The sequence below is a fragment of the Rhodoferax sp. genome, from assembly GCF_028688795.1.
Lineage (GTDB): Bacteria > Pseudomonadota > Gammaproteobacteria > Burkholderiales > Burkholderiaceae_C > Rhodoferax.
On the sequence record NZ_JAQTXM010000010.1, the window covers coordinates 1 to 26,736 of the forward strand.

General features: G+C 53.9%; 23 protein-coding genes and 1 tRNA gene. 2 read left to right on the top strand and 22 right to left on the bottom strand.

Annotated features, from left to right (window positions below; translation table 11 throughout):
- The first annotated feature begins 460 nt into the window (after window positions 1-460).
- Window positions 461-868, top strand: a complete 408-nt coding sequence (locus tag PHQ58_RS09090; protein ID WP_300110111.1) for a hypothetical protein — start codon at window positions 461-463, stop codon at window positions 866-868.
- A 42-nt stretch (window positions 869-910) separates the two neighbouring features.
- On the opposite strand, the gene PHQ58_RS09095 is transcribed toward PHQ58_RS09090, so the two are convergent.
- From PHQ58_RS09095 to PHQ58_RS09105, 3 genes are all read right to left on the bottom strand, one after another.
- Window positions 911-1,123: a hypothetical protein gene (locus PHQ58_RS09095; protein ID WP_300110113.1), complete on the bottom strand. Its 213-nt coding sequence runs from the start codon at window positions 1,121-1,123 to the stop codon at window positions 911-913.
- Between the two features lie 20 nt (window positions 1,124-1,143).
- Window positions 1,144-1,515, bottom strand: a complete 372-nt coding sequence (locus PHQ58_RS09100; RefSeq protein WP_300110116.1) for a TfoX/Sxy family protein — start codon at window positions 1,513-1,515, stop codon at window positions 1,144-1,146.
- A gap of 121 nt (window positions 1,516-1,636) precedes the next feature.
- Entirely contained in the window at window positions 1,637-1,954 is a 318-nt protein-coding gene (locus PHQ58_RS09105; protein WP_300110119.1) for an H-NS histone family protein, read from the bottom strand.
- A gap of 297 nt (window positions 1,955-2,251) precedes the next feature.
- Here PHQ58_RS09105 and PHQ58_RS09110 point away from each other — a divergent pair, with 297 nt between their 5' ends.
- The gene (locus PHQ58_RS09110) at window positions 2,252-2,416 is read left to right on the top strand and encodes a hypothetical protein (protein ID WP_300110122.1); all 165 of its coding nucleotides are present in this window, start codon (window positions 2,252-2,254) and stop codon (window positions 2,414-2,416) included.
- 682 nt (window positions 2,417-3,098) lie between these two features.
- Here the strand turns inward: PHQ58_RS09110 and PHQ58_RS09115 are convergent.
- From PHQ58_RS09115 to PHQ58_RS09205, 19 genes are all read right to left on the bottom strand, one after another.
- Window positions 3,099-6,086 (bottom strand): AAA family ATPase, encoded by a 2,988-nt coding sequence (locus tag PHQ58_RS09115; protein ID WP_300110125.1) that lies wholly within the window; start codon window positions 6,084-6,086, stop codon window positions 3,099-3,101.
- 520 nt (window positions 6,087-6,606) lie between these two features.
- Window positions 6,607-6,683: transfer RNA gene (locus PHQ58_RS09120), tRNA-Pro, on the bottom strand.
- Between the two features lie 35 nt (window positions 6,684-6,718).
- Complete coding sequence (locus PHQ58_RS09125) at window positions 6,719-7,168, bottom strand: MerR family transcriptional regulator (protein WP_300110137.1); 450 nt, start codon at window positions 7,166-7,168, stop codon at window positions 6,719-6,721.
- Between the two features lie 98 nt (window positions 7,169-7,266).
- A complete protein-coding gene (locus PHQ58_RS09130) occupies window positions 7,267-7,605 on the bottom strand; it encodes an integration host factor subunit alpha (RefSeq protein ID WP_300110140.1) in 339 nt (112 codons plus the stop codon).
- Between the two features lie 37 nt (window positions 7,606-7,642).
- Window positions 7,643-10,078, bottom strand: coding sequence for a phenylalanine--tRNA ligase subunit beta (gene pheT, locus PHQ58_RS09135; protein ID WP_300110143.1), 2,436 nt, complete (start codon window positions 10,076-10,078; stop codon window positions 7,643-7,645).
- Between the two features lie 74 nt (window positions 10,079-10,152).
- Window positions 10,153-11,244, bottom strand: a complete 1,092-nt coding sequence (pheS, locus tag PHQ58_RS09140; RefSeq protein WP_300110146.1) for a phenylalanine--tRNA ligase subunit alpha — start codon at window positions 11,242-11,244, stop codon at window positions 10,153-10,155.
- A gap of 110 nt (window positions 11,245-11,354) precedes the next feature.
- Window positions 11,355-11,714: a 50S ribosomal protein L20 gene (rplT, locus tag PHQ58_RS09145; RefSeq protein WP_300110149.1), complete on the bottom strand. Its 360-nt coding sequence runs from the start codon at window positions 11,712-11,714 to the stop codon at window positions 11,355-11,357.
- 25 nt (window positions 11,715-11,739) lie between these two features.
- A complete protein-coding gene (gene rpmI, locus PHQ58_RS09150) occupies window positions 11,740-11,943 on the bottom strand; it encodes a 50S ribosomal protein L35 (RefSeq protein WP_300110152.1) in 204 nt (67 codons plus the stop codon).
- A 217-nt stretch (window positions 11,944-12,160) separates the two neighbouring features.
- Entirely contained in the window at window positions 12,161-12,754 is a 594-nt protein-coding gene (gene infC, locus PHQ58_RS09155; protein ID WP_300110499.1) for a translation initiation factor IF-3, read from the bottom strand.
- A gap of 75 nt (window positions 12,755-12,829) precedes the next feature.
- Entirely contained in the window at window positions 12,830-14,743 is a 1,914-nt protein-coding gene (gene thrS / locus PHQ58_RS09160; protein ID WP_300110155.1) for a threonine--tRNA ligase, read from the bottom strand.
- A gap of 263 nt (window positions 14,744-15,006) precedes the next feature.
- On the bottom strand, window positions 15,007-16,326 hold the full coding sequence (aceA, locus tag PHQ58_RS09165; RefSeq protein ID WP_300110158.1) for an isocitrate lyase: 1,320 nt from the start codon (window positions 16,324-16,326) through the stop codon (window positions 15,007-15,009).
- Window positions 16,327-16,586: 260 nt separating this feature from the next.
- A complete protein-coding gene (gene glnT / locus PHQ58_RS09170) occupies window positions 16,587-17,918 on the bottom strand; it encodes a type III glutamate--ammonia ligase (RefSeq protein WP_300110160.1) in 1,332 nt (443 codons plus the stop codon).
- A 104-nt stretch (window positions 17,919-18,022) separates the two neighbouring features.
- Complete coding sequence (locus tag PHQ58_RS09175; RefSeq protein WP_300110163.1) at window positions 18,023-19,492, bottom strand: aldehyde dehydrogenase; 1,470 nt, start codon at window positions 19,490-19,492, stop codon at window positions 18,023-18,025.
- Between the two features lie 73 nt (window positions 19,493-19,565).
- Window positions 19,566-20,426 (bottom strand): ABC transporter permease, encoded by an 861-nt coding sequence (locus PHQ58_RS09180; protein WP_300110166.1) that lies wholly within the window; start codon window positions 20,424-20,426, stop codon window positions 19,566-19,568.
- A 10-nt stretch (window positions 20,427-20,436) separates the two neighbouring features.
- On the bottom strand, window positions 20,437-21,354 hold the full coding sequence (locus PHQ58_RS09185; RefSeq protein WP_300110169.1) for an ABC transporter permease: 918 nt from the start codon (window positions 21,352-21,354) through the stop codon (window positions 20,437-20,439).
- An 11-nt stretch (window positions 21,355-21,365) separates the two neighbouring features.
- Window positions 21,366-22,466 carry a polyamine ABC transporter ATP-binding protein gene (locus PHQ58_RS09190; protein WP_300110172.1) on the bottom strand — a complete coding sequence of 367 codons (1,101 nt, stop codon included), beginning with the start codon at window positions 22,464-22,466 and terminating at the stop codon, window positions 21,366-21,368.
- 90 nt (window positions 22,467-22,556) lie between these two features.
- Window positions 22,557-23,732, bottom strand: a complete 1,176-nt coding sequence (locus tag PHQ58_RS09195; RefSeq protein WP_300110175.1) for an extracellular solute-binding protein — start codon at window positions 23,730-23,732, stop codon at window positions 22,557-22,559.
- 99 nt (window positions 23,733-23,831) lie between these two features.
- Complete coding sequence (locus PHQ58_RS09200) at window positions 23,832-25,241, bottom strand: aspartate aminotransferase family protein (protein ID WP_300110178.1); 1,410 nt, start codon at window positions 25,239-25,241, stop codon at window positions 23,832-23,834.
- A gap of 61 nt (window positions 25,242-25,302) precedes the next feature.
- Window positions 25,303-26,670, bottom strand: a complete 1,368-nt coding sequence (locus PHQ58_RS09205) for a glutamine synthetase family protein (protein ID WP_300110181.1) — start codon at window positions 26,668-26,670, stop codon at window positions 25,303-25,305.
- Between the last annotated feature and the right edge of the window lie 66 nt (window positions 26,671-26,736).

The window sequence follows — 26,736 nt, forward strand, 5'->3', positions numbered from 1 at the left end:
GATACGTGAATTGCCAGCCGCAAAGACGGCCGAAGAAGTTGAAGCGCTTCTTCCATGGAACCTGCGCTTACCAGAAATATCGCCGATTCCCTTACCTTGACTACCTGAGGTTAATGGCGCGCTTACAGTTGACCAGCTACATCAATAGCTGAGCCACTCTGTTGTGTCTTGCCAGGGGCGACCACATCGGCTGCGCCTTCAAGCCTGTCTACTCAACAGTGGTGCTGTCTCATACACGCTGCCAATCAGAACTGAAAGCATGTTGCTTTTTTGCCGCTGGCGGTGCTTGTTGATAAACGGCACCGGTGATGTTGGCAACTTGAATGCCTGATGACCAATAGTCAACGGTTGTGATGGGGCCTTATTCCCAGGTTGCATCTATCACGCTCTTGGGCTATGTAAAACCGCACAAGTACTAATGCAGTATGTTTTAAAATCAAAGAAAATTTGAGGATTGAGAATGTCGTTAAGGTTAATCTCAGCGGTCAACCATCTGGCGCAGGCTGATGAACAGCTATCCAATGGTCGAATTTCTGCCGAACAACACGCAGCATTGCGGGAGGCCGCACTCATCAGGGCACTTAAGGAACTGGCAGCGCAATGTGGCATTGAGTTGGTTATGCCACTTCAAATCGACAGTATTGGGGAAATCAGTATCGTTGCAAAACCTGAAGTTGGGCAATCAGCACACCGCCTAGGCTTCTTTGGGCAGGCTTTTGTGGACCACCTCAATCAATTTTCACCACGGACAAATCTGAAACCTGGCACAAAGCTGCTGCCTAGCAATGGCAGATGTCACATGAGTCACATTGACGTACAAAAGATGGTCATGGCGTATTTCAAGACGCTGTCGTCAACTCGTACATAGACACGTCCGAGAAAGTGGGCAAGTACTTCACCTATCGGTGCATCAATATTCAGACCAATTGGGATTGATGATGAAAGTGCCTTTTGTACTAGCTTCGTCTGACAATTCGTCCCGAACACCCAGTTCCCGGGACGTGAGGTAACCTTTTCCAGTCAAACACGACAACTTGGCTAAATTTTCCGGCGTGACTGTTGCACTGCCCCATCCGAAGGCATCCAGCAAATCCGATAAGTTGACGGGAGAGAATGATTTCATGACTGATATTGATGTGGATATCACTTCTTTGAGCGCTTGATTTTCGGTTGACTCGCAACCAAAGCGGCCTCCAAGGCCAGGCGTGCCCATGGTGCAATTTCATTGGCAGACTCCATTGCCTCGTCCGGGGCGCTGTAGTAGCCCATGCTTTTCGGTTCACCTTTGGCAAGGTAAGTAAACCGTTCGCATCCTGCTGATTCAAACAGGGCTGTCGTCTCAGAGGAGGCTTTGAGCCACAATTTTTCACCCTGCCCCAAATCCGCCAGAATCGCAATCGTCAACCCATCGACGCTGATGCCATAGCCACCGAACATCTGTTTGGCCATGCATGGGCCAACTGTAGAGAGCAATTCACAACAGTATTGGGCAAACTCGCTGGGGCGTTTGGTCATGAGAAAAGTCTAGCACTCTGCACAGAGAAATTGCAAGCCTGCTGAGTTGGTTCCATCACGATCAGTCACAAATGGAAAAAGGGACAAAATGTCCCCTTTTTATCAAGCAAATGATGACTGGTTACTTGTTGATCAAATACTCTTCTTTGGCATGACCCTCAGAAATCAGCGCGGCCATCCATTTTGGAGCCAACCCACGGCCAGACCATGACTCACCATTCGGACCTTTGAACTTGGCTGGAGCAGGATTCGCCGATTTTGTGCCAGCCACTCTGGTTGCTTTTGCCGGTTTGCCTTGGAGGTCTTCAACAGTAATGCCATAGGATGCCATCGTCTCTTTGATCATGATGACTTTTTCATTGAACTCACGTTCTTTGATCTCAGCTTCCTGTGCTTGAAGTTCGGCAATCTGTTTTTGGATATCGATAAGTGATGACATGTGTAACGACCTTTAATTTAGTTATGTGAAGCGCACATTCTATCAATCTGATTAACTATTCTGCGAAAAAAAGGCTTAATTCAATATGAATCCATATTTTTTTACCGACTTTTGAGATTACATGGTCTGATCCAATTGCATGGGTCAAGCCGATTTCCCAGCTTGAAATCTTTTGTGAGAATTGGTGTTGCGCCCCGTCACCCACGACAAGGCGATTGAACAGCAACTCAACGACTTGCCATCGTGTCCATTTTTTGTCTTAGGTCCCGGTGCCACTTGGGGTTGTCAAAAGACATGATGAAAGATCACTTGTCTGCGCTCATGCAAGTAAAAATAGAACCGATGGATTCAGGCAACGTTAAAACACAGGCGTTCAAGTTTGCGTGGACTCAAGGTCAAAAGGTCATGGCTGAGCAATATGTCGCCGTACCGACCAATCAACTGAACGTATCCGCCCGGTAGTGCAACTATTCGAACCCCATATTCGGAAAGTAGATTGGCAATGTGTGCCCGCAGGTGTTCGTTTATCATCATTTTTTTAAATTAGGTTTTTTGATTGTCACGCCATCGTCGGTGTCTTTCATAACATCCGTATGATGCATACGTAGGCGATGTTGACACCATGTGCCTAATTCAAACTTGATAATTCGCAAGGACCACAGACCACAGACGTTACATCGGGTTCGTCCGTACCCCCTCGCCTTTCCTCTTTTCGAGCGAGTCCATCCATGGTGAATTCACCCGGTTTGGGATGCCCTGTTTTCGACGCTCAATATCCTGCCGGTATGGGCGACCTGAACATTGAGAATTCGGTATCAGTGCCGAGACCAAAATAACAGTAACTTCAGGCGATCGCCATAGGAAGGATTTTTCGCAAATGGTCACCAATATGGGAGGAAATCTGTTGACGATGGAAATCGACCCAGATTTTTTATTGCCAAAATAAACCAAAGTGTGCGAGAAAGTTACGATTTCGAATAAAAGTGTGGGAGCAGGAAGGTACTGCCAAAACTGACAAAACCCCGTATTCTTGGGCTTTCGCCAGTTTCGTCAGTGGCACCCACCTGTGTTTTTCAAATGTTGAATTGATTTTTGTGGCTCGGCCGAAAAATCGGGCGCTTTTACCGCTTGCACGCGGTTTTAGTCAAAAAAACTCATTCTTGACGCCGGCTTGTGCCTTTTCGATCAGCTCACTTAAGCTGAGTGACCAGTTGGCTGCACGCTTGGTTCCCGCATCAACCCAATTGAGATTGAGCACCTGCATCGCGGGCTGCCACAACGCTTCGTTGGCATTGTGGGTGCGCAATTGCATGCTTGGGTTGGGCAAGTAATGGCCATTTTTGATACGAAGCCACAGTTTGCGCGCAGGTTGGTACTGGCTGGCAACTTCTGCGCGCGCCAGTACAGCGTTGACATAACTGCGTTTGCGCCGCTTGTCTGGCCACAAATGCTCTGGCAGGCATTCAAGACTGGTTTGCAGGGCTTCAGCAAAAAACCCTGGCTCGTATTTATACGGGTGGTGCAAGCGCGCGACGCAGTGGGTTCTCAAGGTTTTCAGGCCCGCCAGCATCATGCCAAGCAACCAGTATTCGCCCTGATGGCGCTCCAGTCGCACCAGTCGGCCATCGGTTTGCACGTCGATCACGGCAGGGGCAATGCGCTCGAACAAAGCCCCTACCTTTTGTCGAGCAAAGTCGGGGGCGTCGATGGCGCGGTTCAAGGCGGCCATCCAGGCGGTGTGGCCGAACTCGTCGGTGACCTGCAAGTCAGCACCGCGCTGAAGCAAAGCATCAATGAGTGGCAGATTGCCCGCCACAGCGGCAAGCATCAAAGGCGTGCCACCCGTGATCGTGTGGTGGTCAACCCCGTATTGGTCACATTGGCGCAGTATGTCCTTGAAATTGTGCGCCAAGTAAGTTTGCAAATGGCGCTGCCGCAGCGACGTGGCCGCGCGGTAACCGAGTTGCTCAAGGCGCTCATACTCAAGGGAATAGTCATACCGTTGCTCGTCATCGAAGCTGGAAAACTCGGTTCGAGGCTTGAGTTTTCCGTAGGTTTCACCTGGAACGAGGGTTCGCGCAGGTTCAAACTTGGCCAGTACAGCCAACTTCTCAACCCACGCCTGTTGGCCATGCCAAAGCGCATAGTCCATTAAACTCTGGCGCGGCTTGTTGGATGGCTGGATGCGGTCAAGTGCACGTGGCACCAGTTCTTCCATCTGCGCCTGAGACCAGGGCGTCCAGGGGACCTTCTTCACCTGCAAGAAAGTGTCCCGAATAGCGCGCGCCTGTTCTTCCTTGCCTTGCAGTTCCAGCTTACGTGCCTCTTGCGCCCATTCTTCGCGGCTGGAGGTTTGTGCAGAGTCGCCGGGCACCGCTGTTTCGGTCGCTACCTTCAGACCCAAAAGATCAAGCAAGGGGTGTGCGGTGTCGGATTCCACCAGGGTCAGGCTCTCCACCGCCCGGGTCATGGCCACATACAGTGCGTTGACGTAAAACTTGTACAACTCCAGTGACTTGTCGCCTTTGTCGCGCGCACGGTTGTAGTTGAGTTCCTCCACCTGCAGGTCACTCAGGGCCACACCCTCGCAGACCTCGGCATAAGCGGCGCGCTGGTTTGAGATCATCGTGAACAAAATCACATGGGGGTACTCAAGCCCTTTGGCTTCATGCACCGAAAACACCAATGGTGTGTGCAGACGGGCACGTGCAGCAGCTTTGTCTTCGTCGCGCAGCACCACCACCGCATGGTGAACAGATGCACGCGTGCGGCCATCGAGTTCGCGTAGCATCGCATCCTTGGCAGGCAACAGGCGAACTGCGCCTTCGGTCTGTGAAGTGCTTTGCACCAGAAAATTGCTTTCCCGGTCAATTGAGCCAAAGCGGGCCTGCTTGATTTTGAGCAGGGTGTTGGCCAACTCGGTGACGTTGCGGGTGTTGCGGAAGTTGGCTTGCAAGACCGAAAGTGTTTGCCTCTGTGCGGCTTCACCGGCCAGTCCATGCCAGAACATGGTGCGCACCGCCGCCCATGAGAAGAAGTTCGGGTGCACGATCTGGTTGGAGTCGCCACACAGCAGGAACTGTCCGGGTGTCTTCAGGCAGGCCAACACCAGTGCCAGTTGCACATTGGTGAGGTCTTGCACTTCATCGATGACGACAAAGTCGTACACGGGCTGTGTCAGGGCGCGCCACTCAAAGGCCACCAGGTTCAGGTCATACAGCTTGGACTCAGCCAACCACTCTTGATAACGTTGAAACAGCCCATGAGCAGCTTCACGCGCCGGGGCATCGAGCAACGACTGGCGCGCACCGAGCGCCAGGTAGCTTGGCAAATCCAATGGGCCTTGCACACCTGCGGTGATGACCCCGCGAAATTCCTCAAACAGCGCGTGTGCATCCAGGTCAACCAACGCATTACGCGTGTTTTGGCGGTGGCGCTCAAACCAGGCTGAGAATGCAGTGAAAGTGACCTCGCGCCCAGTGGGCACGCGCAAAGTTTCCACAAATTCCCGGTAACTAAGGAATTCGGGCTCCTGGACTGGATTTTGAAAACCGTGCGCGTCATACAGCGTCCGTGCCGATTGCGCCAGGTAGCTCGACAGCGTGACATACAGCACACGCCCGGCAGCTTCACGCAACTTGGTCAGCGTGACAGCCGTCTTGCCAGAGCCTGCCGATCCAACTACCACCACCGGTGCGGGCAAACGCCGCACAGCTTCTTGCGCATCATCAAACATGATGGGCTTGTCCAGCATATCGAACTCATGGCGGCTGGCATGCAGCCAGCGCAGGGGTGCTGTATCGGGCTGACTGTGGGCAGTGGCCACATCCTTAAGTACCAGCTCCTTCTCAATTTTTTCCTCGTCAAACGCGGCGCCACGCAGGAAGCGTGATTTGTCGTACGCGTGGTTTTCGATGACTTCCAGGGCCAGGCAGACGGTTTCACTGCCGTATCGGGCAAACTGAAGCAGCAAGCGGTTGCTGTAATCGAGTTTTGCACGCCAATAAGGGGTGGGGCTCAGCTTTTTGACATCGGCACTGCGAAAGTCATCGGCCTCCAGAAAAGCGCGCACCTTGGTAAATGCAGCTTTGACGCGACGGGTGTTGAGGTCTTTGTAGAGCAGGACACGCATGGGAAAGGTTCATTAATTCCAAAACAGGGGGCCTGTTCAATCTTGCGCTGTGTCGCGGATAGTGGCGAAGATCAGGGCTGTAAGCCTATCAGACCGAAGACCGGTGGGCACTGACCTATCGGCTGCCAGTGTCAGCAATGTCGATGTAGATATGCACAAATGGCGTCTAGTGGGAGGTGAGCTTGGCAACATAAACGCAACCGCGACGTGTTCGACCTGCATGTCTCGAATGTGGTGCTAGAACCACAGACTCCAGTCTTCAGTTCAGATATCGATATCAGGGGTCTGCGAAAACTGTCAATGATGCAAACATCATCCTTTGTTTTACCCAATCGATCAAGCATCACACCGTGGCGTCATATTCTTTGGGTCGAAATAAACGAATTAGGCAGCAAAGCTGCCAGACTGCATTTTCAAAGGACCGACCCTTAGAAATTTTGAGTTTACCCCTTGGTTTACCCCTTGAGCAAACCAAAGAAAAAGGACTTAGCCCATTTCTAAGCTAAGTCCTTGATTTTATTGGTCGGTGTGAAAGGATTCGAACCTTCGACCCCTTGCACCCCATGCAAGTGCGCTACCAGGCTGCGCCACACACCGAAGCCTTAAATTATAACCACAGACACATCAACTTTTTAGCTGACGAGCGCAAGCAACTCACGAATGGCAAAGAGTTCATGACGAACTTGTTGCCATGGATCACCGTCTGCAGCCATCCCGTCAAGAAATTCGGAATTCGAAAAATCTGCCAACATCGAATCACTAACTTCAATGACCTCAACGCCATCCAGCATAACCTCACCGTGACTTTTTTTATCACGCTCGAGTTGCAGCAGCTCTTGCATCTTGTTGCGAGCGCCGCTGATGGTGAAGCCCTGGTCGTACAACAAATCGCGAATCCGGCGAATCATCAAGACTTCATGATGCTGGTAATAGCGCCGGTTACCACGCCGTTTCATGGGCCGTAGTTGCGTGAATTCCTGCTCCCAATATCGGAGCACATGCGGCTTGACGCCACACAAATCACCTACTTCACCGATGGTGAAGTAGCGTTTGGCAGGAATGGAAGGGAGAGGATTCTCCATGTAAATCAACGAAGTAGGCGATGAAGCTGTTGGGTCACGCTAAGAAGCGTCTGCAGTGTAAAGCCGACCGGACTGTTGCGACCAACATATTGCACGAATCAAACTCCGCTGGATTTGAGAAAATTCTGATCCTGAATCTGCTCTTTGAGTTTTTGGCTCGCGTGAAAAGTCACCACCCTGCGCGCTTCAATGGGTATCGCCTCGCCGGTTCTAGGGTTTCGACCAGGCCGCGGTGCTTTAGTGCGGATCTGAAAGTTGCCAAACCCGGTCACCTTGACGTCGTTGCCTTCTACAAGACTGCTGGCAATCAGGTCAAAAAAAGCATCAATCATGTCCTTGGACTCGCGCTTGTTCAAGCCGATTTGCTCGAACAATAACTCTGCCAACTGCGCCTTGGTAAGTGCAGGGGTTTCAAGAGATTCAACAGTGATGTCCATCGGGTGCTCTCTTGTAATTTTGCTGGGGTGAGCGACTTCAAACACGCTGGCTAGCTCCGACTTTTTCCACCAAAGTTGCCACAATGGCAGCCACTGCTGTTTCAATCTGTTGCTCAGACAGAGCCGCCTCATGAGAATTCAGTGTCAGGCGCACCGCCATACTCTTTTCAGGCAAACCCGTTGGCTCATCAGTCCGATCTGTTGTCTTGGGGCGATAGATATCGAACAACACAGCGTCACGCAACACCCCACCACTGGACGCCGCCCATATCGCCTGCATCAATGCATCATGCGTGACAGTCTCTTTGACGAGGACAGCAATGTCACGTTCGACTGCCTGGAAACGCGGCACCTGTTCAAAATGCGGCACCTGGCGACTCAACACTGCGTCCAGATCTAGCTCAAATACCACCGGCGCATGCACCAAGTCATACGATTGGCGCCACTTGGGGTGCAACTCTCCGACAAAGCCAACTGTCGCGCCATCACGCAGCACACGGGCACAACGCCCAGGGTGCATGGCGGGATGTTCGGCCGCCTCAAACGTGAGATGAATGGGCGCGAACAAAGCTTCCAGGTCGCCTTTGACATCATAAAAGTCAACCATTCGCTCTTTGCAGCCCCACTCAGGCGCATCGACCGAACCCGTCGCCAAGCCAGCCACGCGCATCGGTTGATCAAAGCCCTGCACGCTGGTGTCAGTATTGGTTACCGAAGCGTCGCGCAAAAAGACGCGGCCAAGCTCAAAGACCCGCACACGCTGCGCTTTGCGATCTTGATTAAACTTCAACACTTGTAGCAGAGAACCCAATAAGGACGAGCGCATAACACTCATTTGACTCGCAATTGGATTAAGCAGTTTGATGGGGTTTGCATTGCCTGCCAGCTCGTGCTCCCAGCGCTCTTCAACAAAGCTGAAGTTGATGGTTTCTTGGTATCCCAAGGCCGCCAGGGAACGGCGCACGGCAAACGGGCTGCGTTGGCTCTCAGGACGAAGCTTGGCGGTGATGGGGGCTTGTGGAGGCGTCTGCGGCAGATTGTGAAAACCGATCATGCGGGCCACTTCTTCGATCAGGTCTTCTTCAATTTGCAAATCAAAGCGGTAAGACGGGGATGTGACCTCGATCACGCCATCGCCCTCAGTTACAGGCAAACCCAAGCTGGTTAGCGCTTTAACGCATTGCGCCTGATTCAAGGGCATACCCAACACCTTGGCGGCTCGCGCGACGCGCATGGTTACAACGCATGGCTTGGGCATGGCAACCTGTTGATCGTCAATTGGGCCACACACGGTGTCTGGTGTGCCGCAAATCTCCAGAACCAACTGCGTGATGCGCTCGATGTGCTCGACCGTCAACTCGGGGTCGACGCCGCGCTCAAAGCGGTGGCCTGCATCCGTCGAAAAGTTAAAGCGGCGTGAACGTCCAGCGATGGCTTTGGGCCACCAGAATGCGGCTTCAACATAAATGTTGACGGTGTCGTCGGACACGGCCGTCGCATCACCCCCCATGATCCCTGCCAGAGACTCGACTTGCACGGCATCGGCAATCACGCCAACCTGCGTATCGACGGTGACGGTGGTGCCGTTGAGCAGCTTCAGTTGCTCACCTGGCTTACCCCAACGAACGTCAAGTGAACCGTGAATTTTGTCGAGGTCAAAAATATGCGAGGGCCGACCCAGCTCGAACATCACGTAATTGGAAATATCCACCAACGCCGTCACACTACGCTGGCCACAACGTGCCAGTTTGTCAACCATCCAGGCCGGTGTCGCCGCTTTGGCGTTGACCCCGCGAATCACGCGGCCAGAAAAACGACCGCATAAATCAGGGGCGCTGATTTTTACAGGCAAGATTTCGTCTATGGCACAACGGGTTCTCGGAAAAGTTGCTTGCATCAAAGGCGCACCCGTCAGAGCAGATACCTCACGAGCCACACCGAACACACTCAGGCAATGCGCCAGATTAGGCGTGAGTTTCAATGTAAAAAGTGTGTCATCCAGCAGCAAATGCTCCCGGATGTTCTGGCCCACTTTGGCATCTAGCGCCAGTTCGAGCAAACCGCCGTGGTCTTGCGCGAGCTTGAGTTCGTTGGCCGAGCACAGCATGCCGAAACTATCCACGCCACGCAGCTTGCCCACCTTAATCAAGAAGGGTTTGCCATCGTCCCCCGGTGGAAGCTCGGCTCCAACCACGGCGCACGGTACCTTGATACCGACACGGGCATTGGGCGCTCCACAGACAATGGTCAACAACTCGGCCTGCCCCACATCCACTTGGCACACGCGCAGGCGATCCGCATTGGGGTGTTGCAGGGCTTCTTTGATTTCACCCACCACAATGCGGCTGAATGGTGGGGCTACTGGCTTGAGTTCTTCAACTTCCAGACCCGCCATTGTCAAGGTTTCGGCCAGTTCTGTGGTGCTGAGGTGTGGGTTACAAAATTCGCGTAACCAGGATTCAGGAAATTGCATAAGGGATTCTTTTCAGGATTCTTGGAAACGATCAGCCCCAAAACAAGGAGCACGCCGCAAAGGTGGCCAACAACTCAGCGAAATTGCGCCAAAAAACGAATGTCACCATCAAAAAACAGGCGCAAATCGTTTACGCCATAACGCAGCATGGTCAGCCGGTCCGGCCCCATGCCAAAGGCAAACCCGATGTAGCGTTCCGGATCCAGGCCCATGTTGCGAATCACATTAGGATGGACTTGGCCGGAACCGGCGACTTCAAGCCAACGGCCAGCCAGGAGACCGCTTGGAAATTGAATGTCAACCTCGGCACTCGGCTCCGTGAATGGAAAGAAGCTGGGCCTGAAACGCAGCACCAGATCAGGGTTTTCAAAAAAAGTGCGGCAAAAATCTGTGAACACATACTTCAAGTCCTTGAAGCTGACGTTCTCACCAACCCAAAGGCCTTCGCACTGGTGGAACATCGGCGAGTGCGTGGCATCGCTGTCCACCCGATAGGTGCGCCCAGGTGCAATGACACGAATCTCAGGCATGGCGCCCGAAAAAAGAGTGCCCTGACTCGATGTGCCTTCAGGCGAAGTGCCTTCGACTGCAGCGCGGTGCTTCTTCACATGCTGAACCGCATGCCGAATCTGCATCGGACTGGTATGGGTGCGGAGCAAATTGGGGGCTTGTTCGCTACCGCCCTCGACATAAAAAGTGTCGTGCATGGAGCGCGCGGGGTGGTCTTCAGGCGTGTTGAGCGCCGTGAAGTTGAACCAATCAGATTCAATCTCGGGACCTTGAGCAACTTCAAACCCCATTGAGCCAAAGATGCTTTCAATGCGTTCAAGCGTGATCGACACCGGATGTAAACCACCTGTGCCCCGTTGACGGCCTGGCAAGGTGACATCAAGCGCCTCGGCCTGCAGTTGAGCCTGCAATTCCTGGTCTGCCAGTGCCTGACGACGCGCGTTCAGGGCCGACTCAATGCCCTGTTTGGCAAGGTTGATGGAGGCACCACGTGTTTTTTTTTCCTCTACCGGCAAGCTTGCCAGGCCCTTCATCATCTCGGTGATGCGACCAGATTTGCCAAGAAAAAGAGCTTTGCTGTTTTCCAGATCGGCGGGGGTCTGGGCCTGCTCGAACGCCGTGCGGGCGGCGTCAACAACGGTTGTCAAGTCGTTCATAGATACTTTTATAGACTCAAATCCAAGGAAAAAGGGCTAGTGCTTTTTCAAGCTCTAGCCCTTATCAATATTGCGTTAGATGCTACTTTTTAAATAGCATTCAACTCAACTCAAGCAGCCAGTTTGGCCTTGACTTGTTCCACAATACCAGCAAATGCGGCCATGTCATGGATCGCAATATCGCTCAAAACCTTGCGGTCAATCTCGATACAAGCTTTCTTCAGACCGTTGGCAAACTGGCTGTATGTCATGCCACACTGACGAGCAGCGGCATTGATACGGGCAATCCACAACTGACGGAACACACGTTTTTTGGTACGACGGTCACGGTAGGCATATTGCCCTGCTTTCATGACCGCTTCTTTAGCGACCCGAAAAACATTACCGCGGCGACCACGGAAGCCTTTTGCAAGGGCCAGAACTTTTTTGTGGCGGGCGTGAGCCGTTACACCACGTTTGACGCGAGGCATGTGAGTACTCCTTGTTCGTCGTTAATTAAATACCACGGCCTGGAAGCATCTGCGCCATGTGACCCATATTGGTCTCATGAACAGCAGTTGAACCACGCAGTTGGCGTTTATTTTTAGTGGTCTTCTTGGTCAAGATGTGACGTTTGAAGGCTTGGCCGCGTTTAACGGTGCCACCTGGACGGACGCGGAAGCGTTTCTTCGCCGCGCTTTTGGTCTTCATTTTGGGCATTTACTGCTCCTGTTACATTGTGCTCGTGAGGCGTCTGCAATCAATTTGCAGCCTTGATGGCCCCGAGCCACTTTTGGTGACGAGTTAAAAACTCACCACTTTCAGGTGTGATGCCAGTCAAGGCACCCCACCCAAGGAAGCTTGACGACTGGCCTAAACCATGCATCAAACCGCCTTGTTTCAAACCAGCAAAAACCGCTGGCCTAATTATTTATTTTCAAGCTGTTGCCGAGGTGTCAGCTACAACAGGTTTAGCGACAGCGATCTTCTTGCGACCTGGAGCAATCATCATGATCATCTGACGACCTTCGAGCTTGGGGAACTGCTCCACCAGAATCAAATCACCCAACTCGTCACGAATCCGGTTGAGCAAAGCCATACCCAAATCCTGGTGCGTGATTTCGCGACCGCGAAACCGCAGCGTGATCTTGCACTTGTCACCTTCAGCCAAAAAGCGCTTGATGTTGCGCATTTTGATGTTGTAGTCACCGTCATCGGTACCAGGGCGAAACTTGATCTCTTTGATTTCGATCACGGTCTGCTTGGCTTTCGCTTCAGCAGCTTTTTTCTGTTCCTGGTACTTGAATTTACCGTAATCCATCAAACGACAAACAGGTGGATTTGCCGTGGCGGCAATCTCAACCAAATCCACATCCAACTCACCCGCCATGCGCAGCGCTTCAGTCAGACTGACAACACCCAGGGGTTCGTTTTCCACACCAGATAGGCGAACCTCTGGCACCATGATTTCCCGATTTAATCGGTGTTTGCGTTCTTCGCGGTGACGGCGATCACGAAATTCGGTAGCGATGACTTAATCCTTCACAAAATTGCCACATCGAAAGTGGCTTAACCGCGCAGTGAATGCGTTGAACACAGTCAAAAATCAAACATTTGATTTCTGGGCAACGTCAGCTGAAATTTTTTGCAAAAACTCATCAACTGACATCACTCCAAGGTCTTGACCGCCCCGGGCGCGAACTGCAACAGCACCTGATGCCATTTCTTTGTCGCCAATGACGATCAAATAAGGCACTTTTTGCATTGAATGCTCGCGTATTTTATACGTGATTTTCTCATTACGTAGGTCAAGCTCTACCCTAAACCCTTGATTTTGCAGCGTTTTGGCGACACTTCTGGCATATTCGGCCTGCGCGTCGGTGATATTGAGCACCTTGACTTGCACCGGCGCCAACCATGTAGGCAGCGCACCGGCCGTTTCCTCGATCAAAATACCGATGAAACGCTCAAGGCTGCCGACGATGGCGCGGTGCAGCATGACCGGACGATGACGCGCACCATCTTCTCCCACATATTCCGCATCCAGACGCTCAGTCATGAAGAAATCAACTTGAATCGTGCCGCACTGCCATTGCCGGCCAATCGCATCTTTCAAGGTGTATTCAATTTTTGGTCCATAAAACGCACCTTCGCCTGGGGTGATCTCAAATTCACAACCGGAAGCACGCAGACTTTCCATCAAGGCATATTCAGCCTTATCCCAACTCTCATCCGAGCCAATGCGCTTGTCTGGACGAGTGGCGATTTTGTAAATGATATTTTTGAATCCAAAGTCGCTATAGACCTTTTGCAGCAGTGCGGTGTAGTCAACACACTCTTGCAGGATCTGGTCTTCGGTACAGAAAATGTGGCCATCATCTTGCGTAAATCCACGCACACGCATGATGCCGTGCAAGCCACCAGACGGCTCGTTGCGGTGGCACTGGCCGAATTCGCCATAACGCAAAGGCAGGTCACGGTAACTTTTCACGCCCTGTTTGAAGATCAGAATGTGGCCGGGGCAATTCATGGGCTTCAATGCGTATTCACGCTTTTCCGATTCGGTGACAAACATGTTTTCACGGTATTTGTCCCAATGGCCGGTCTTTTCCCAAAGTCCCTTGTCAAGAAGCTGTGGGCCCTTGACTTCTTTGTAGCCATTGTTGCGATAGACCTGGCGCATGTACTGCTCCACGTTTTGCCACAACTCCCAACCTTTCGGATGCCAAAACACCATGCCCGGGGCGTGGTCATCGATATGAAACAGATCAAGCTCACGACCCAGCTTGCGGTGGTCACGCTTTTCAGCTTCTTCGAGCATCGTCAAATGCTGCTGCAGTTCATCTTTGGTGGCCCAGGCCGTGCCGTAAATACGCTGCAGCATTTCGTTTTTATGGTCACCACGCCAATAGGCGCCGGCCAGCTTCATCAGCTTGAAGTGCTTGAGTTTGCCGGTGCTGGGCACGTGCGGACCGCGGCACAAGTCTTCAAACTTGCCTTCACGATAGAGTGACACATCCTGATCAGCTGGAATGCTTTCAATGATTTCTGCTTTGTAATGCTCGCCCATGCCCTTGAAATAGGCAACAGCCTCATCACGCGGCAGGACACGGCGCACCACGGGCTCATCAAGCGCTGCTAATGTCGCCATTTTTTTCTCAATAACCGTCAAGTCTTCAAGCGTGAAGGGGCGCTTGTACGAAAAGTCGTAGAAAAACCCGTTTTCAATCACCGGACCGATGGTGACTTGTGCATCAGGAAACAATTCTTTGACGGCATATGCCAGCAAGTGAGCGGTGGAGTGGCGAATCACCTCCAGGCCATCCGCGTCTTTGGCGGTAATGATGGCCAGTGTGCTGTTCTTGTCGATGACAAAACTGGTGTCTACCACCTTGCCGTCGACTTTGCCCGCCAACGCTGCTTTGGCCAAGCCAGCGCCAATCGAGGCCGCCACCTCTGCCACTGTGACAGAAGATGCGTAGTCGCGTTGAGAACCATCAGGAAGCGTGATTTGGAGCATGGGTGTGAGGGGTAAAGTTAGTAAAAAAAAACGCGGAAAGCTCCGCGTTTGTGTTCAATCTATAGGCATTTGGTGCACCAGGCACGCGGACAACGGCCTCAATGACTCTGTAGGGCTGCTGGTGTCGTTCGCGGTGTCATAACCAAAATGCCTTTCTTGCTCTTGTGAAAACTTGACACGGAATTTTAACCGCACTCATCAAAACCAAAAAAGGCTGGCCACCCTATCAGGGTGTGCCAGCCTTCAACTCCTCAGGCCCAGATTTAGTGGAACTGTTCTTCTTCGGTTGAACCGGTCAACGCAGTCACGCTGGACTTGCCGCCTTGGATCACGGTGGTCACTTCGTCGAAGTAACCGGTGCCGACTTCTTGTTGGTGCGACACGAAGGTGTAGCCACGGTCACGGGCTGCAAATTCAGGTTCTTGCACCTTCTCAACATAGGCCGTCATGCCGCGAGCGACGTAGTCTTGTGCCAAGTCGAACATGTTGTACCACATGGAGTGAATACCAGCCAAGGTGATGAACTGGTACTTGTAACCCATGGCGCCGAGTTCTTTTTGGAACTTGGCGATGGTGGCATCGTCCAAGTTTTTCTTCCAGTTGAACGACGGCGAGCAGTTGTAAGCCAACATCTTGCCTGGGTGCTTGGCGTGAACCGCGTCAGCAAACTTCTTGGCAAATTCGAGGTCAGGCGTACCGGTTTCGCACCACACCAAATCGGCGTAATCAGCGTAAGCGATGGCGCGCGAGATGGCTTGGTCCATGCCCTTGTTGGTCTTGTAGAAGCCTTCAGCGGTGCGTTCACCCGTCAGGAATGGCTTGTCATTTTCGTCGTAGTCGCTGGTCAACAGGTCAGCAGCTTCAGCATCGGTACGGGCAATCACCAGCGTAGGCACGCCGCAAACGTCGGCAGCCATACGGGCAGCGATCAGCTTTTGGCAGGCTTCAGCTGTAGGCACCAACACCTTGCCGCCCATGTGGCCGCATTTCTTGACCGAAGCCAATTGATCTTCCCAATGCACGCCAGCTGCGCCAGCGTTGATCATGGCCTTCATCAGCTCGAACGCGTTCAACACGCCACCGAAACCGGCTTCAGCATCGGCCACGATAGGCGCGAAGTTGTCGATGTAGCCTTTGTCGCCAGCGTCAATGCCACGCGAGTGTTGGATTTCATCAGCACGACGGAACGTGTTGTTGATGCGCTCAACCACGGTTGGCACCGAGTCCACTGGGTACAGCGACTGGTCTGGGTACATGGAAGCGTACGAATTGTTGTCAGCAGCGACTTGCCAGCCCGACAGGTAGATGGCTTTCACACCAGCCTTGACTTGTTGCATGGCTTGGCCGCCGGTCAATGCGCCCAGGCAGTTAACGTAAGGCTCGGTATTGACCAAATTCCACAACTTCTCGGCACCGCGACGGGCCAAGGTGTGCTCAATGGGGAATGAACCACGCAAACGCACGACGTCAGCAGCGGTGTAACCGCGCTTGATGCCCTTCCAACGGGGGTTGGTGGCCCAGTCTTTTTCCAGGGCGGCGATTTGTTCTTCGCGGCTCAACGTTTCTGTTGTGTATTTCGGCATGAGATCACTCCTAAGTTGATGAAAACGGGTTGCAGTGCAAGCGGTCTGCTTGTGCTGTCATGGGACTTATTCTAAGTCTTATAGAAGACTATTTTTTATTCTTATGTCTTATACAAGACTTTTTTTAATTGCAATTAAATCAACAACTTAAGGATCTAATCCCTCAATAAAAGCGAAAATTCTTGAACTTAGAACGACAATTAACAAAAAGCCAGCCGTCAAAATCTCACGATATAAAAAGTAAATTTTATATCGTGAAATCAAAATGCCTGCGCGTAACGATCAAATTCCCATTGACTGACAGACTGGCTGAAATGGCTCCATTCCTGCCGCTTGAGCGCCAGAAATTGCTGGCAGAACTCGGCACCAACGTCGGACATCAACACGGTGTCAGACGCCAAGGCATCAATCGCCGCACCCAAATCGCGTGGCAAACGCGCTGGCATGGCCTGTCCGGATGCGAATCGCTCATATAAATCTTCTACGCAAGGCGGTGCCACAGCCAAACCCTGCTCAATTCCATCCAGTCCTGCGGCAAGTGTGGCCGCAATGGCGGCGTAAACATTGCAGGACGGGTCTGGCAAGCGCCACTCCAGCCTGCCAGCCACACTGCGCACCAGACAGGTTCGGTTGTTGTCGCCATAGGCCTTCCAGACCGGCGCCCAGGTGGTACCCGAAGCGCTGTCGCTGCAGGCCAGCCGCTTGTAGCTGTTGACAGTGGGGGCGCACAGCGCACTTAACGCGTCGGCGTGGTGCAACAAACCGGCGGTAAAACGGTAAGCATCGGTACTGAGCAGAAGCGCGTCTTGCGCGTCGTGAAATACCGCCCGCCCCTGCGCATCGGTCAGGCTCATGTGAAAGTGCAAACCGCTGCCGGGTGCGTTGGCAAACGGCTTGGGCATGCAACTGAACACGCTGCCATGGCGTTGGGCCACGGCATGCGCCGTCATCTTGAACAGCATGTAGCGGTCTGCAGCAGCCAAGGCCTCGTCAAAGCGGTAGTTGATTTCATATTGACCGCAGGCATCTTCGTGGTCCATTTGCTGCAACTCGAACCCCAATTGGGTCAAAGTTTGCCGCATGTCGTCAAGAAACTCGCGGTTGCGGTAGATGGCTTTCAGGTCATAAGAGGGCTTGTCCAGTTGGTCCTGCGCGTCCGCACCACGCCACTGACCAGTGACATCTTGCTTCAGCAAGAAAAATTCGGGCTCAATCCCAACCCACAGCTTCCAGCCGCGCGCGGCCAGTCGATCGACCTGACGCTTGAGCAGTTGGCGCGAGCAGGTTGACAGAGGCTCGCCACCAGCATAGCCGTCACACACGGCATGTGCCACGCCAGACATGAAGGGCAAGGGCCGCAACGACGCGATTTGAACGCGCCCGTAATATTCACTGCGTCCGCCAAATCGCCCCAAACCGGTTCCCCAGATGCTTGGCCCGGCAAAACCAGCGCCCTGCTCCACCCATTCTTGCAAGTTGTCCAGCGGCACCAGTTTGCCTTTGGCCACACCATGCAAGTCACAGAACTGGGTCAGGATGGAGTGAATGCCCTGAGCTTTCAGGTTAGCCACGACCGCTTGATAATTATTCATGATGATTTAGCACGCTAGCCCTTACAAAATATGCGCAAGCAGCTATATAAACAATAGTATTCCAAATACCACAGCGTCGACACATGTCAGATTTAAACCCAGCTTCAAACCGGCGAATCGATCCGAATCCAGGTGGTTTTGGTCTCGGTGTATTTGTCAAACGCGTGCAGCGATTTGTCGCGCCCTACCCCGCTTTGTTTGTAGCCGCCAAAGGGCACGGTGATATCGTCTTCGTCGTATGAATTCACATGAACCGTGCCCGCACGCAGCGCACGCGCCACCCCCAAGGCTTTGTTGATGTCGCGCGTCCACACTGCCGCCTGCAAGCCATAGACACTTTGATTGGCCTGGCGCACCACATCGGTCGCATCGGTGAAGGACAACACGGACAGCACCGGGCCAAAAATCTCTTCGCGGGCGATGGTCATGTCAGGGGTCACTCCCGCAAAAATGGTCGGTTGAACATAACAGCCACCGGTGTCCACCCGCGCCTGCTCGCCACCCGCCAACAGAGCCGCGCCTTCTTTTTTGCCTAAATCGATGTAACGCAACACCGACGCCATTTGCGTCTGATCGACGATGGCACCCATCACCGTGGCCTGATCCAGCGGGTTGCCAGGCGCATACCCGGGCACCAGCGCGATGGCTTTTTCAAGGAACTGGTCCCGGATGCTGGCCTCAACAAACAATCTTGAGGGCGCGTTGCAGCTCTCGCCCTGGTTGAAGAAAATGCTGCCCACGGCAGCTTCCACCGCTTTGTCCAAGTCCGGGCAATCGGCAAACACAATGTTGGGTGACTTGCCGCCCAACTCGGTCCAGGCACGTTTGAGGTTGCTTTGCCCGGCCATGACATGAATCTGCTTGCCCACCCGGGTGGAGCCCGTGAAGGCAATGCAATCCACATCCATGTGCAGCGCCAGAGGTGAGCCGGCCTCTGGCCCAAAACCGGGCACCACGTTGAACACACCTGGCGGAATACCGGCTTCAAGCGCCAACTCGGCCAGACGCAATGCCGTCAGGGGCGATTTTTCGCTGGGCTTGAGCACCACCGAATTGCCCGCCGCCAAGGCTGGCGCTATCTTCCAGGCGGCCATGATCATGGGGTAATTCCACGGCACGATCACGCCAACCACGCCCATGGGCTCGCGCTGGATCAAGGCCAAAGCGGTGCTGGCGGTTGGTGCAATTTCGTCATAAATCTTATCGACTGCTTCGCCGTACCAGCGCAGGCAGTTGGCGGCGCTGTTGACGTCCACCGAGCGGGCGTATTTGATGGGTTTGCCCATGTCGAGCGTTTCCATCAGCGCCAATTCGTCGGCGTGCGCCAGCAATTGGTCAGCAAACTTGATCATGACGCGTTTGCGCGCCGCCGGCGGCATGCCACACCAGCGCCGGTCCTCGAACGCCGCCCGGCCAGCAGCCACAGCGGCATCCACATCGGCCTGGCCGCAGCGTGCCACAGAAGTCAATAGCCGCCCATCTACCGGAGAAATGCAGTCAAATGTTTGCCCATCAAGGGCGGCAACCCGCTGGCCATTGATCAGGGCGCGGCCGTCATAATATGCTTTTTGCATCATGCGTCTTTCAAAATAAATAGCGCCTCACGCAATGAGTACGGGGGCTAGAGGCCTAAAAAGCTTATAAAAGTCAGGGCGCAGCCAAAACGGCAAGTTCGGCCCGGGTAGCGGCCGCGATCTCGCGCTCACGCCGACGAGTCTGGCGCGCCACCCAGACGCTGTAACCGATCACCACCAGCGTCACCGAGACAATCAGCAACGTGGCCGCGGCGTAAATGGTGGGGTTGATACCGCGTCGCGCATAACCAAAAATCACCTGCGGCAAGGTGTTGACGCCCGGACCGGACAAAAACTCGGCAATCACCACATCGTCAAACGACAAGGTGAACGCGAGCAGATACGCGGCAAAAATGGCTGGCAAGATGTTGGGCATGGTGATCAGGAAGAACACTTGGAAAGGCTTGGCACCCAAATCCATCGCGGCTTCTTCGATGGAGCGGTCCATTTCCAGCAAACGCGACTGGATCACCACCATGCCGTAGGCCATGCCCAGCAAGGTGTGCCCCAGCACAATGGTCATCATGCCACGCTGTGGCCAGCCAAAGGCGTTTTGCACCCCCACCATGAGGAGCAAGAGTGACAAACCGATCACCACCTCCGGCATGACCAAAGGCGCATTCACCATGCCGGAAAACAGCGTACGGCCCGGAAAACGCCGATAGCGCACGAGTACAAAAGCGGCAAAGGTGGCGAGCACGGCAGACGCGATCCCGGCCGCCGTGGCGACCTTGATGGACAGCCAGAAGCCGTCAACAATTTTGGTATCACGCGTGAGCGCCTCGTACCAGCGCAGCGAAAAGCCAGTGAACTCGGCGTCTTGTCTGGTGCTGTTGAATGAAAACACCATCATGAAAAACAGCGGCAGGTACAGAAACAGGTAGGTCAGACCCATCCAGACCTTGCCAAAGTATTGATTCAGAAATTTTTTCATGGCCAGGCCCTCATTTCTTGGCGTCCGCAGGGTCACCGGTGTAGTGGTAATAAATGGCCAGCGGCACCACGATCAAGCCAATCATCACCACCGCCAGGGCCGTGGCACGGGGCCAGTTGTTGCTGGTGAACATTTCGTCCCACACGACGCGGCCAATCATGATGTTTTCAGGCCCGCCGAGCAACGACGGAATGACAAACTCACCCACACACGGGATGAACACCAGCATGAAGCCAGCAATGATGCCGGCCTTGGACAGCGGCACCGTCACCAGCCAGAACGCCTTGAAGGGAGAGGCACCCAGGTCATAAGCCGCCTCCAGCAACCTGAAATCCATTTTGACCAGATTAGCGTAGAGCGGTAGCACCATGAACGGCAAATACACGTAGGTCATGCCGACCAGCATCGACACGTCGGTGTAGAGCATTTGAATAGGTTCAGTGATCAGGCCCAAGCCCATCAAGACCTGGTTGACGATGCCTTGGTCCGCCAGAATGCCCTTCCAGGCGTACACACGCAGCAAAAATGAGGTCCAGAACGGTAGCATGACCATCATCAGCAGCGCCGGGCGCACGCTGGGTTTGGAGCGCGCGATGAAATACGAGAACGGGTAACCGATCACCAGGCACAGCACCGCCGTGCACAGGGCGTACCAAAGGGAGCGTAGGTAGGCTTCGATGTAAATCGTCTGAAACAAGGCGCCGCCGTCACCCGTGCGAAAAATCGACCAGTAGTTTTCATATTTGAGGTGAAGCAGACCGGTGCTCGAATCCCAAAGCGGCTTGAAGGGCGAGATGTCGTTGCCCATGTCGACAAAGCTGATGTAGAGCAGGATCAGAAACGGCAGCAGGAAGAACGCGACCAGCCAAACATAGGGCACGCTGATCACAAAGCGTTTGCCGGGCATGGGCAGGGTGAAATTTGCCATGGTGTGCGCCATCAATCCCGCAGCACCACGCCGGCGCCGTCGCTCCACCAGAAATACACCTCGTCTTCCCAGGTGATGTTGCTGAGCTCATGGCGAGAGGTGTTGGCCTCGGTGATCTTGACCCGGGTGCCGTCTGACGCCTTGACAATGAAGGTGTTGTACGACCCAAAGTACGCAATTTCCTTGACCCTGCCTGCAAACAGGTTGTGGTCCACAGAAGGTTTCTCTTTGCTGATCTCGATTTTTTCGGGGCGTACCGCAATCGCCACTGGCATGTTGAGCGCCCCACTGACCCCGTGGCCTACATGAATCTCACCAATGGCGGTCTTGACAGCGCACCGGTCCGGTTGGTCCAGGCTGAGCTTGCCGTCAAACAAATTCACATTGCCAATGAAATCAGCCACAAAACGATTGGCAGGGTGCTCATAAACCTCTTCAGGCGAGCCCACTTGAAGCACCCGCCCCTTGCTCATGACGGCAATGCGCCCGGCCATGGTCATGGCTTCTTCTTGATCATGGGTGACCATGACACAGGTCACACCGACTTTTTCGATGATGTTGACCAGCTCAAACTGGGTTTGCTCGCGCAGCTTTTTGTCCAGCGCGCCCAGCGGCTCATCCAGCAACAGCACCTTGGGTTTTTTGGCCAGACTGCGCGCCAGCGCCACACGCTGCTGTTGCCCGCCAGAGAGTTGGTGTGGTTTGCGCTTGGCGTAGGTGCCAAGTTGCACCAGGTCCAGCATTTCACCAACCCGCTGTGTGACCTCGCTTTTGGGCAAACCTTCGCGCTTGAGGCCAAAAGCAATGTTTTCCCAAATATCCAGATGCGGAAACAGCGCGTACGACTGAAACATCATATTGAAGGGGCGCTCATAAGGGGCTAACTTGGCCACGTCTTGCCCGGCCAGCAGAATGCGCCCCGATGTGGGTGTCTCAAACCCGGCCAGCATGCGCAGCAACGTGGACTTGCCGCAACCCGAGCTGCCCAGCAATGCAAAAATTTCACCTTTGTTGATGGACAAGTTGACCTCATCAACCGCCACGGCTTCGTCAAAGCGCTTGACCAACTTCTCGGTCACAAGATAGTTCTTTTTTGAATCAACATCAGCCATGGATAACCTTTAAAACACTGACACGCCAGAAAAAAGGGCTGTTCAACCACAAAGGTACGAACAGCCCTCAGGCATCAATCACTCGCCTGCTTACTTGCCTTTTTTGAAGCTGTTGTAGGCATTGGCCATGGCTTCGCGGGCTTCGTTGGTGAAGCTACTGGGCGGGATCATTTTGGCGAAATAGTCAGCGTCGACAAAGATCGTCTTGTTGCCGGAAATTTCGGGGCTGATCTTTTCCATGGCGGCATTGTTGGCCGTTGGATAGTTCATCTTGTTGGTCATCAAAGCCGCGTTTTCAGCGCGCAGGTAGAAGTCAATGAAGGCTTGCGCATTGTTGGGGTGCTTGGCATCTTTGGTCAGCGCCATGGTGTCAAAGAAGATGAGCGCACCGGTGCTTGGCAGCAGCGATTCGATCTCGTCCTTGGACTTGTTTTCTTTGGCACGGTTGGCGGCAATGTTGATGTCGCCAGACCAGCCAATGGCCACGCAGGCCTTGCCACCCGCGATGTCGTCAATCATGGTTGAGCTGAAGATACGCACGTCTTTGCGAACCTTGGCCAGCATGTCGGTGGCGGCCTTGTAGTCTGCCGGGTCGTTGGAGTAAGCGTCTTTGCCGATGTAATGCAGGGCTACCGGGATGATTTCGGTCGGCGAATCCAGGTAGGCAATGCCACAGGATTTCAATTTGCTGGTGTATTCAGGCTTGAAAACCAGGTCCCAGGCGTTTTCAGGCATTGGGGTTTTACCCAGGGCCTTGGCCACTTTGGTCTTGTTGATGCCGACCGTGGTAAAGCCCCAGGCCCAAGGCACCAGATATTTATTGTCAGGGTCGGTCTTGGTGGCCAGTGTGGCCATGATGGCCGGGTCAAGGTTGCTCAGATTTTTGATCTTGCTTTTGTCAAGGGGCTGCAACAAGCCGCCTTCAATTTGCGGCTTGGCGAACACACTGCCGGGCACCACGATGTCGTAACCGGTGTTGCCAGCCACCAGTTTGGCGTGCAGGGCCTCGTTGGTCTCGAAAGTATCGTAGTTGACCTTGATGCCGGTCTCGGCTTCAAACGCAGCAATCATGCCCTCGGGCACGTAGTCGGGCCAGTTGTAGATGTTGAGCACCTTTTCTTCGGTGTTCACGGCAACCGGCGCTGCAGCGGGTGCGCTGGCTACTGGTGCCGGCGCTGCCACAGGTGCCGGTGGCTCCTCTTTTTTGCCGCAACCGGCCAAAACCACTGCTGACAGCGTAAACGACCAAAGGTACTTTTTCATCATGAACACACTCCGTTTGAAAGACTAGTTAGAAAGAACGCATTAAAAAACGATTAATCAAGGTTAGCAAAAAATACACCAGACCGGTAGGGGTGAAAACGATCAAATCAGCCCTTTTTGGTGCAATTCTTGCTGAGTCAGGTCAAGTGCCAGGCGAATCAGACGCATCATTTCGTCAATATCGGCATGCGTCATGATCAAGGGCGGTGCAATGATCATGCGGTCACCCACGGCGCGCATGATCAATCCGTTTTGAAAACAATGCTTTCGGCAAAGCATGCCCACTGACAAGTCCTCGGCAAATCGCTCTTTGGTGACCTTGTTTTTGACCAGCACCAAGCCCGCCGTGAAGCCGCAGGTCTCGGCAACGCCCACCAGGGGGTGCTGCGAAATCTCATCAAAACATTTGGCTAGATAAGGGCCAATATCATCTTTGACACGCTTAGGCAGTTGTTCAGCCTCCATGATGTCCAGGTTGGCCAATGCCACGGCACAGGCCACCGGGTGACCGCTGTAGGTGTAGCCGTGGTTAAACTCGCCACCCTGCTCAATCAGCACCTTGGCCACGCGGTTTCCCACCATGACGCCGCCGAGCGGGATGTAGCCGCTGGTGACGGCTTTGGCAAAGGTCACCAGGTCGGGTTTGTAGCCAAATTTCTCGTAAGCAAACCAGTGGCCGAGGCGGCCAAAGGCACAAATCACCTCGTCGCTGATGAGCAAAATACCGTATTTGTCCACAATGCGCTGGATTTCAGGCCAATAGGTGGCTGGCGGGATGATCACGCCGCCCGCACCTTGGATGGGTTCGGCAATGAAGGCTGCCACCCGGTCTGGTCCTACCGCCAAAATCTTGTCTTCCAGCCATCGCGCCGCACGCAGACCGAATTCATCTGAGGTTTCACCGGGTTTGCCGTTCTCAAAGAAATAAGGCTGCTCGATGTGGGTGATGTTGGGAATGGGCAAATCACCTTGTGCGTGCATGCCGCTCATGCCGCCCAGCGAAGCGCCGGCCATGGTGCTGCCGTGGTACGCGTTGTGGCGACTGATGATGACTTTGCGCTGCGGCTGGCCGAGCAAGTCCCAGTAACGGCGCACCATACGCACGTTGGAATCGTTGCTCTCAGAGCCGCTCGATGAGTAAAACACATGTTCAAAACTGCGGTCACCCACCTTGGGTGCCAGCGCAGCCAATCGCGTGGCCAGCTTGACGGCGGGCACATTGGTGGTCTGGAAGAAGCTGTTGTAAAAGGGCAGCGTCAGCATCTGGTCATACGCCGCCTGCGCCAGCTCCTTGCGGCCATAACCCACGTTGACACACCACAGACCACTCATGGCGTCGAGCAATTTTTCGCCCTCAGAGTCCCAGATGTAGATGCCTTCGGACTTGACGATGACGCGCGCACCACGTGTGGCCAAATCACTGTGGTCGGTGAACGGGTGGATGAAGTGAGCGCTGTCAAGCGCCTGTAGTTCTTGCGTGGACAACTGGTTTGGTGCAGCAACGGCATTCATGCGTGACATCCTTTTTATATAAGAAATAGGCCTCTAGCCCTTATTAATAAAGCGTAAGCAGCTATACATGCAATAGCAAATGCTCACGTTCCCAAGGCGAAATCACTTTCATGAATTCATCGAACTCAAGCTCCTTGATTTCGGAGTACACGGTGATGAACTCTTTGCCCAGCACCTCATGCAGATCAGACTCTTTGCGCAACCAATCCAGCGCCTCACCCAAGCTGCGTGGCAGCGCGTAGGGTGACAGGTAAGCATCGCCCCTCATTTCAGCTTTGGGCTTGATCTTGTTCTTCATGCCCAGGTAACCGCAGGCCAGCGTCATGGCGAGTGCCACGTAAGGGTTGGCGTCGGCACCAATCACGCGGTTTTCAACGCGGCGCGCAGCCGGGCTTGAAATCGGTGAACGAATGCCCACGGTGCGGTTGTCGTAGCCCCACTCGATGTTGATCGGTGCCGCGGTGTTGCGGCTCAGGCGACGGTAGCTGTTGACATAAGGCGCTACCAGCACCATGGCTGCGGGGATATAGCGCTGTAAGCCGCCGATGTAATACATGAACGCCTCGGACGGGGTGCCGTCTTCGTTGCTAAAAATGTTCTTACCGGTGGCTTTGTTCAAAATGCTCTGGTGCACATGCATGGCGCTACCGGGCTCGCCGGCAATCGGCTTGGCCATGAAGGTGGCATACATGTCGTGGCGCAAGGCGGATTCCCGCACCGTGCGCTTGAAAAAGAACACTTCGTCAGCCAGCCCCAACGGCTCGGCATGAAAGAAATTGATTTCCATTTGGCCTGCGCCAATTTCGTGAATCAGCGTGTCCACGTTGAGTTCCATCTTGTCTGAATAGTCGTAAATTTCTTCAAACAGTGGGTCAAATTCGTTCACTGCATCAATGCTGTAGGCCTGGCGCGACGTTTCGGCGCGGCCGCTGCGGCCAATCGGCGGGCGAAGCAGCGTGTTGGGGTCGGTGTTGCGGGCGGTCAGGTAAAACTCAAGCTCGGGCGCCACAATGGGCTGCAGCCCTTCGGCGGCAAACAAGTCACACACCTTGCGCAGCACGCTGCGAGGCGCAAAAGGCACCAAGTTGCCCTTGTGGTCAAAACAGTCGTGAATTACCTGCGCCGTGGGGTCGGTGGCCCAGGGCACGATGCGCACCGTGGAGGGGTCGGGGCGCAACTGCATGTCCTTGTCGGTGGGGTCGATCACATCGTAGTAAGGGCCGCTCTCTGGGAACTCGCCGGTGACGCCCATCGCCACCACTGATTGCGGCAGACGCATGCCACGGTCTTCGGTGAACTTGCCGCGCGGCAGAATTTTGCCGCGCGCCACACCGGTCAAGTCAGGCACCAGGCATTCCACTTCGGTCACGCGCCGTTCATTGAGCCACTGCTCAAGATCGTTGAAATTCATTGATTTTTTGTCGTTCATGGTGTTTCTCCGGGATCAAACAAAGCGCTAGCCCAAATGCCTTTCCCTGCTTGTCCACGGCCGATT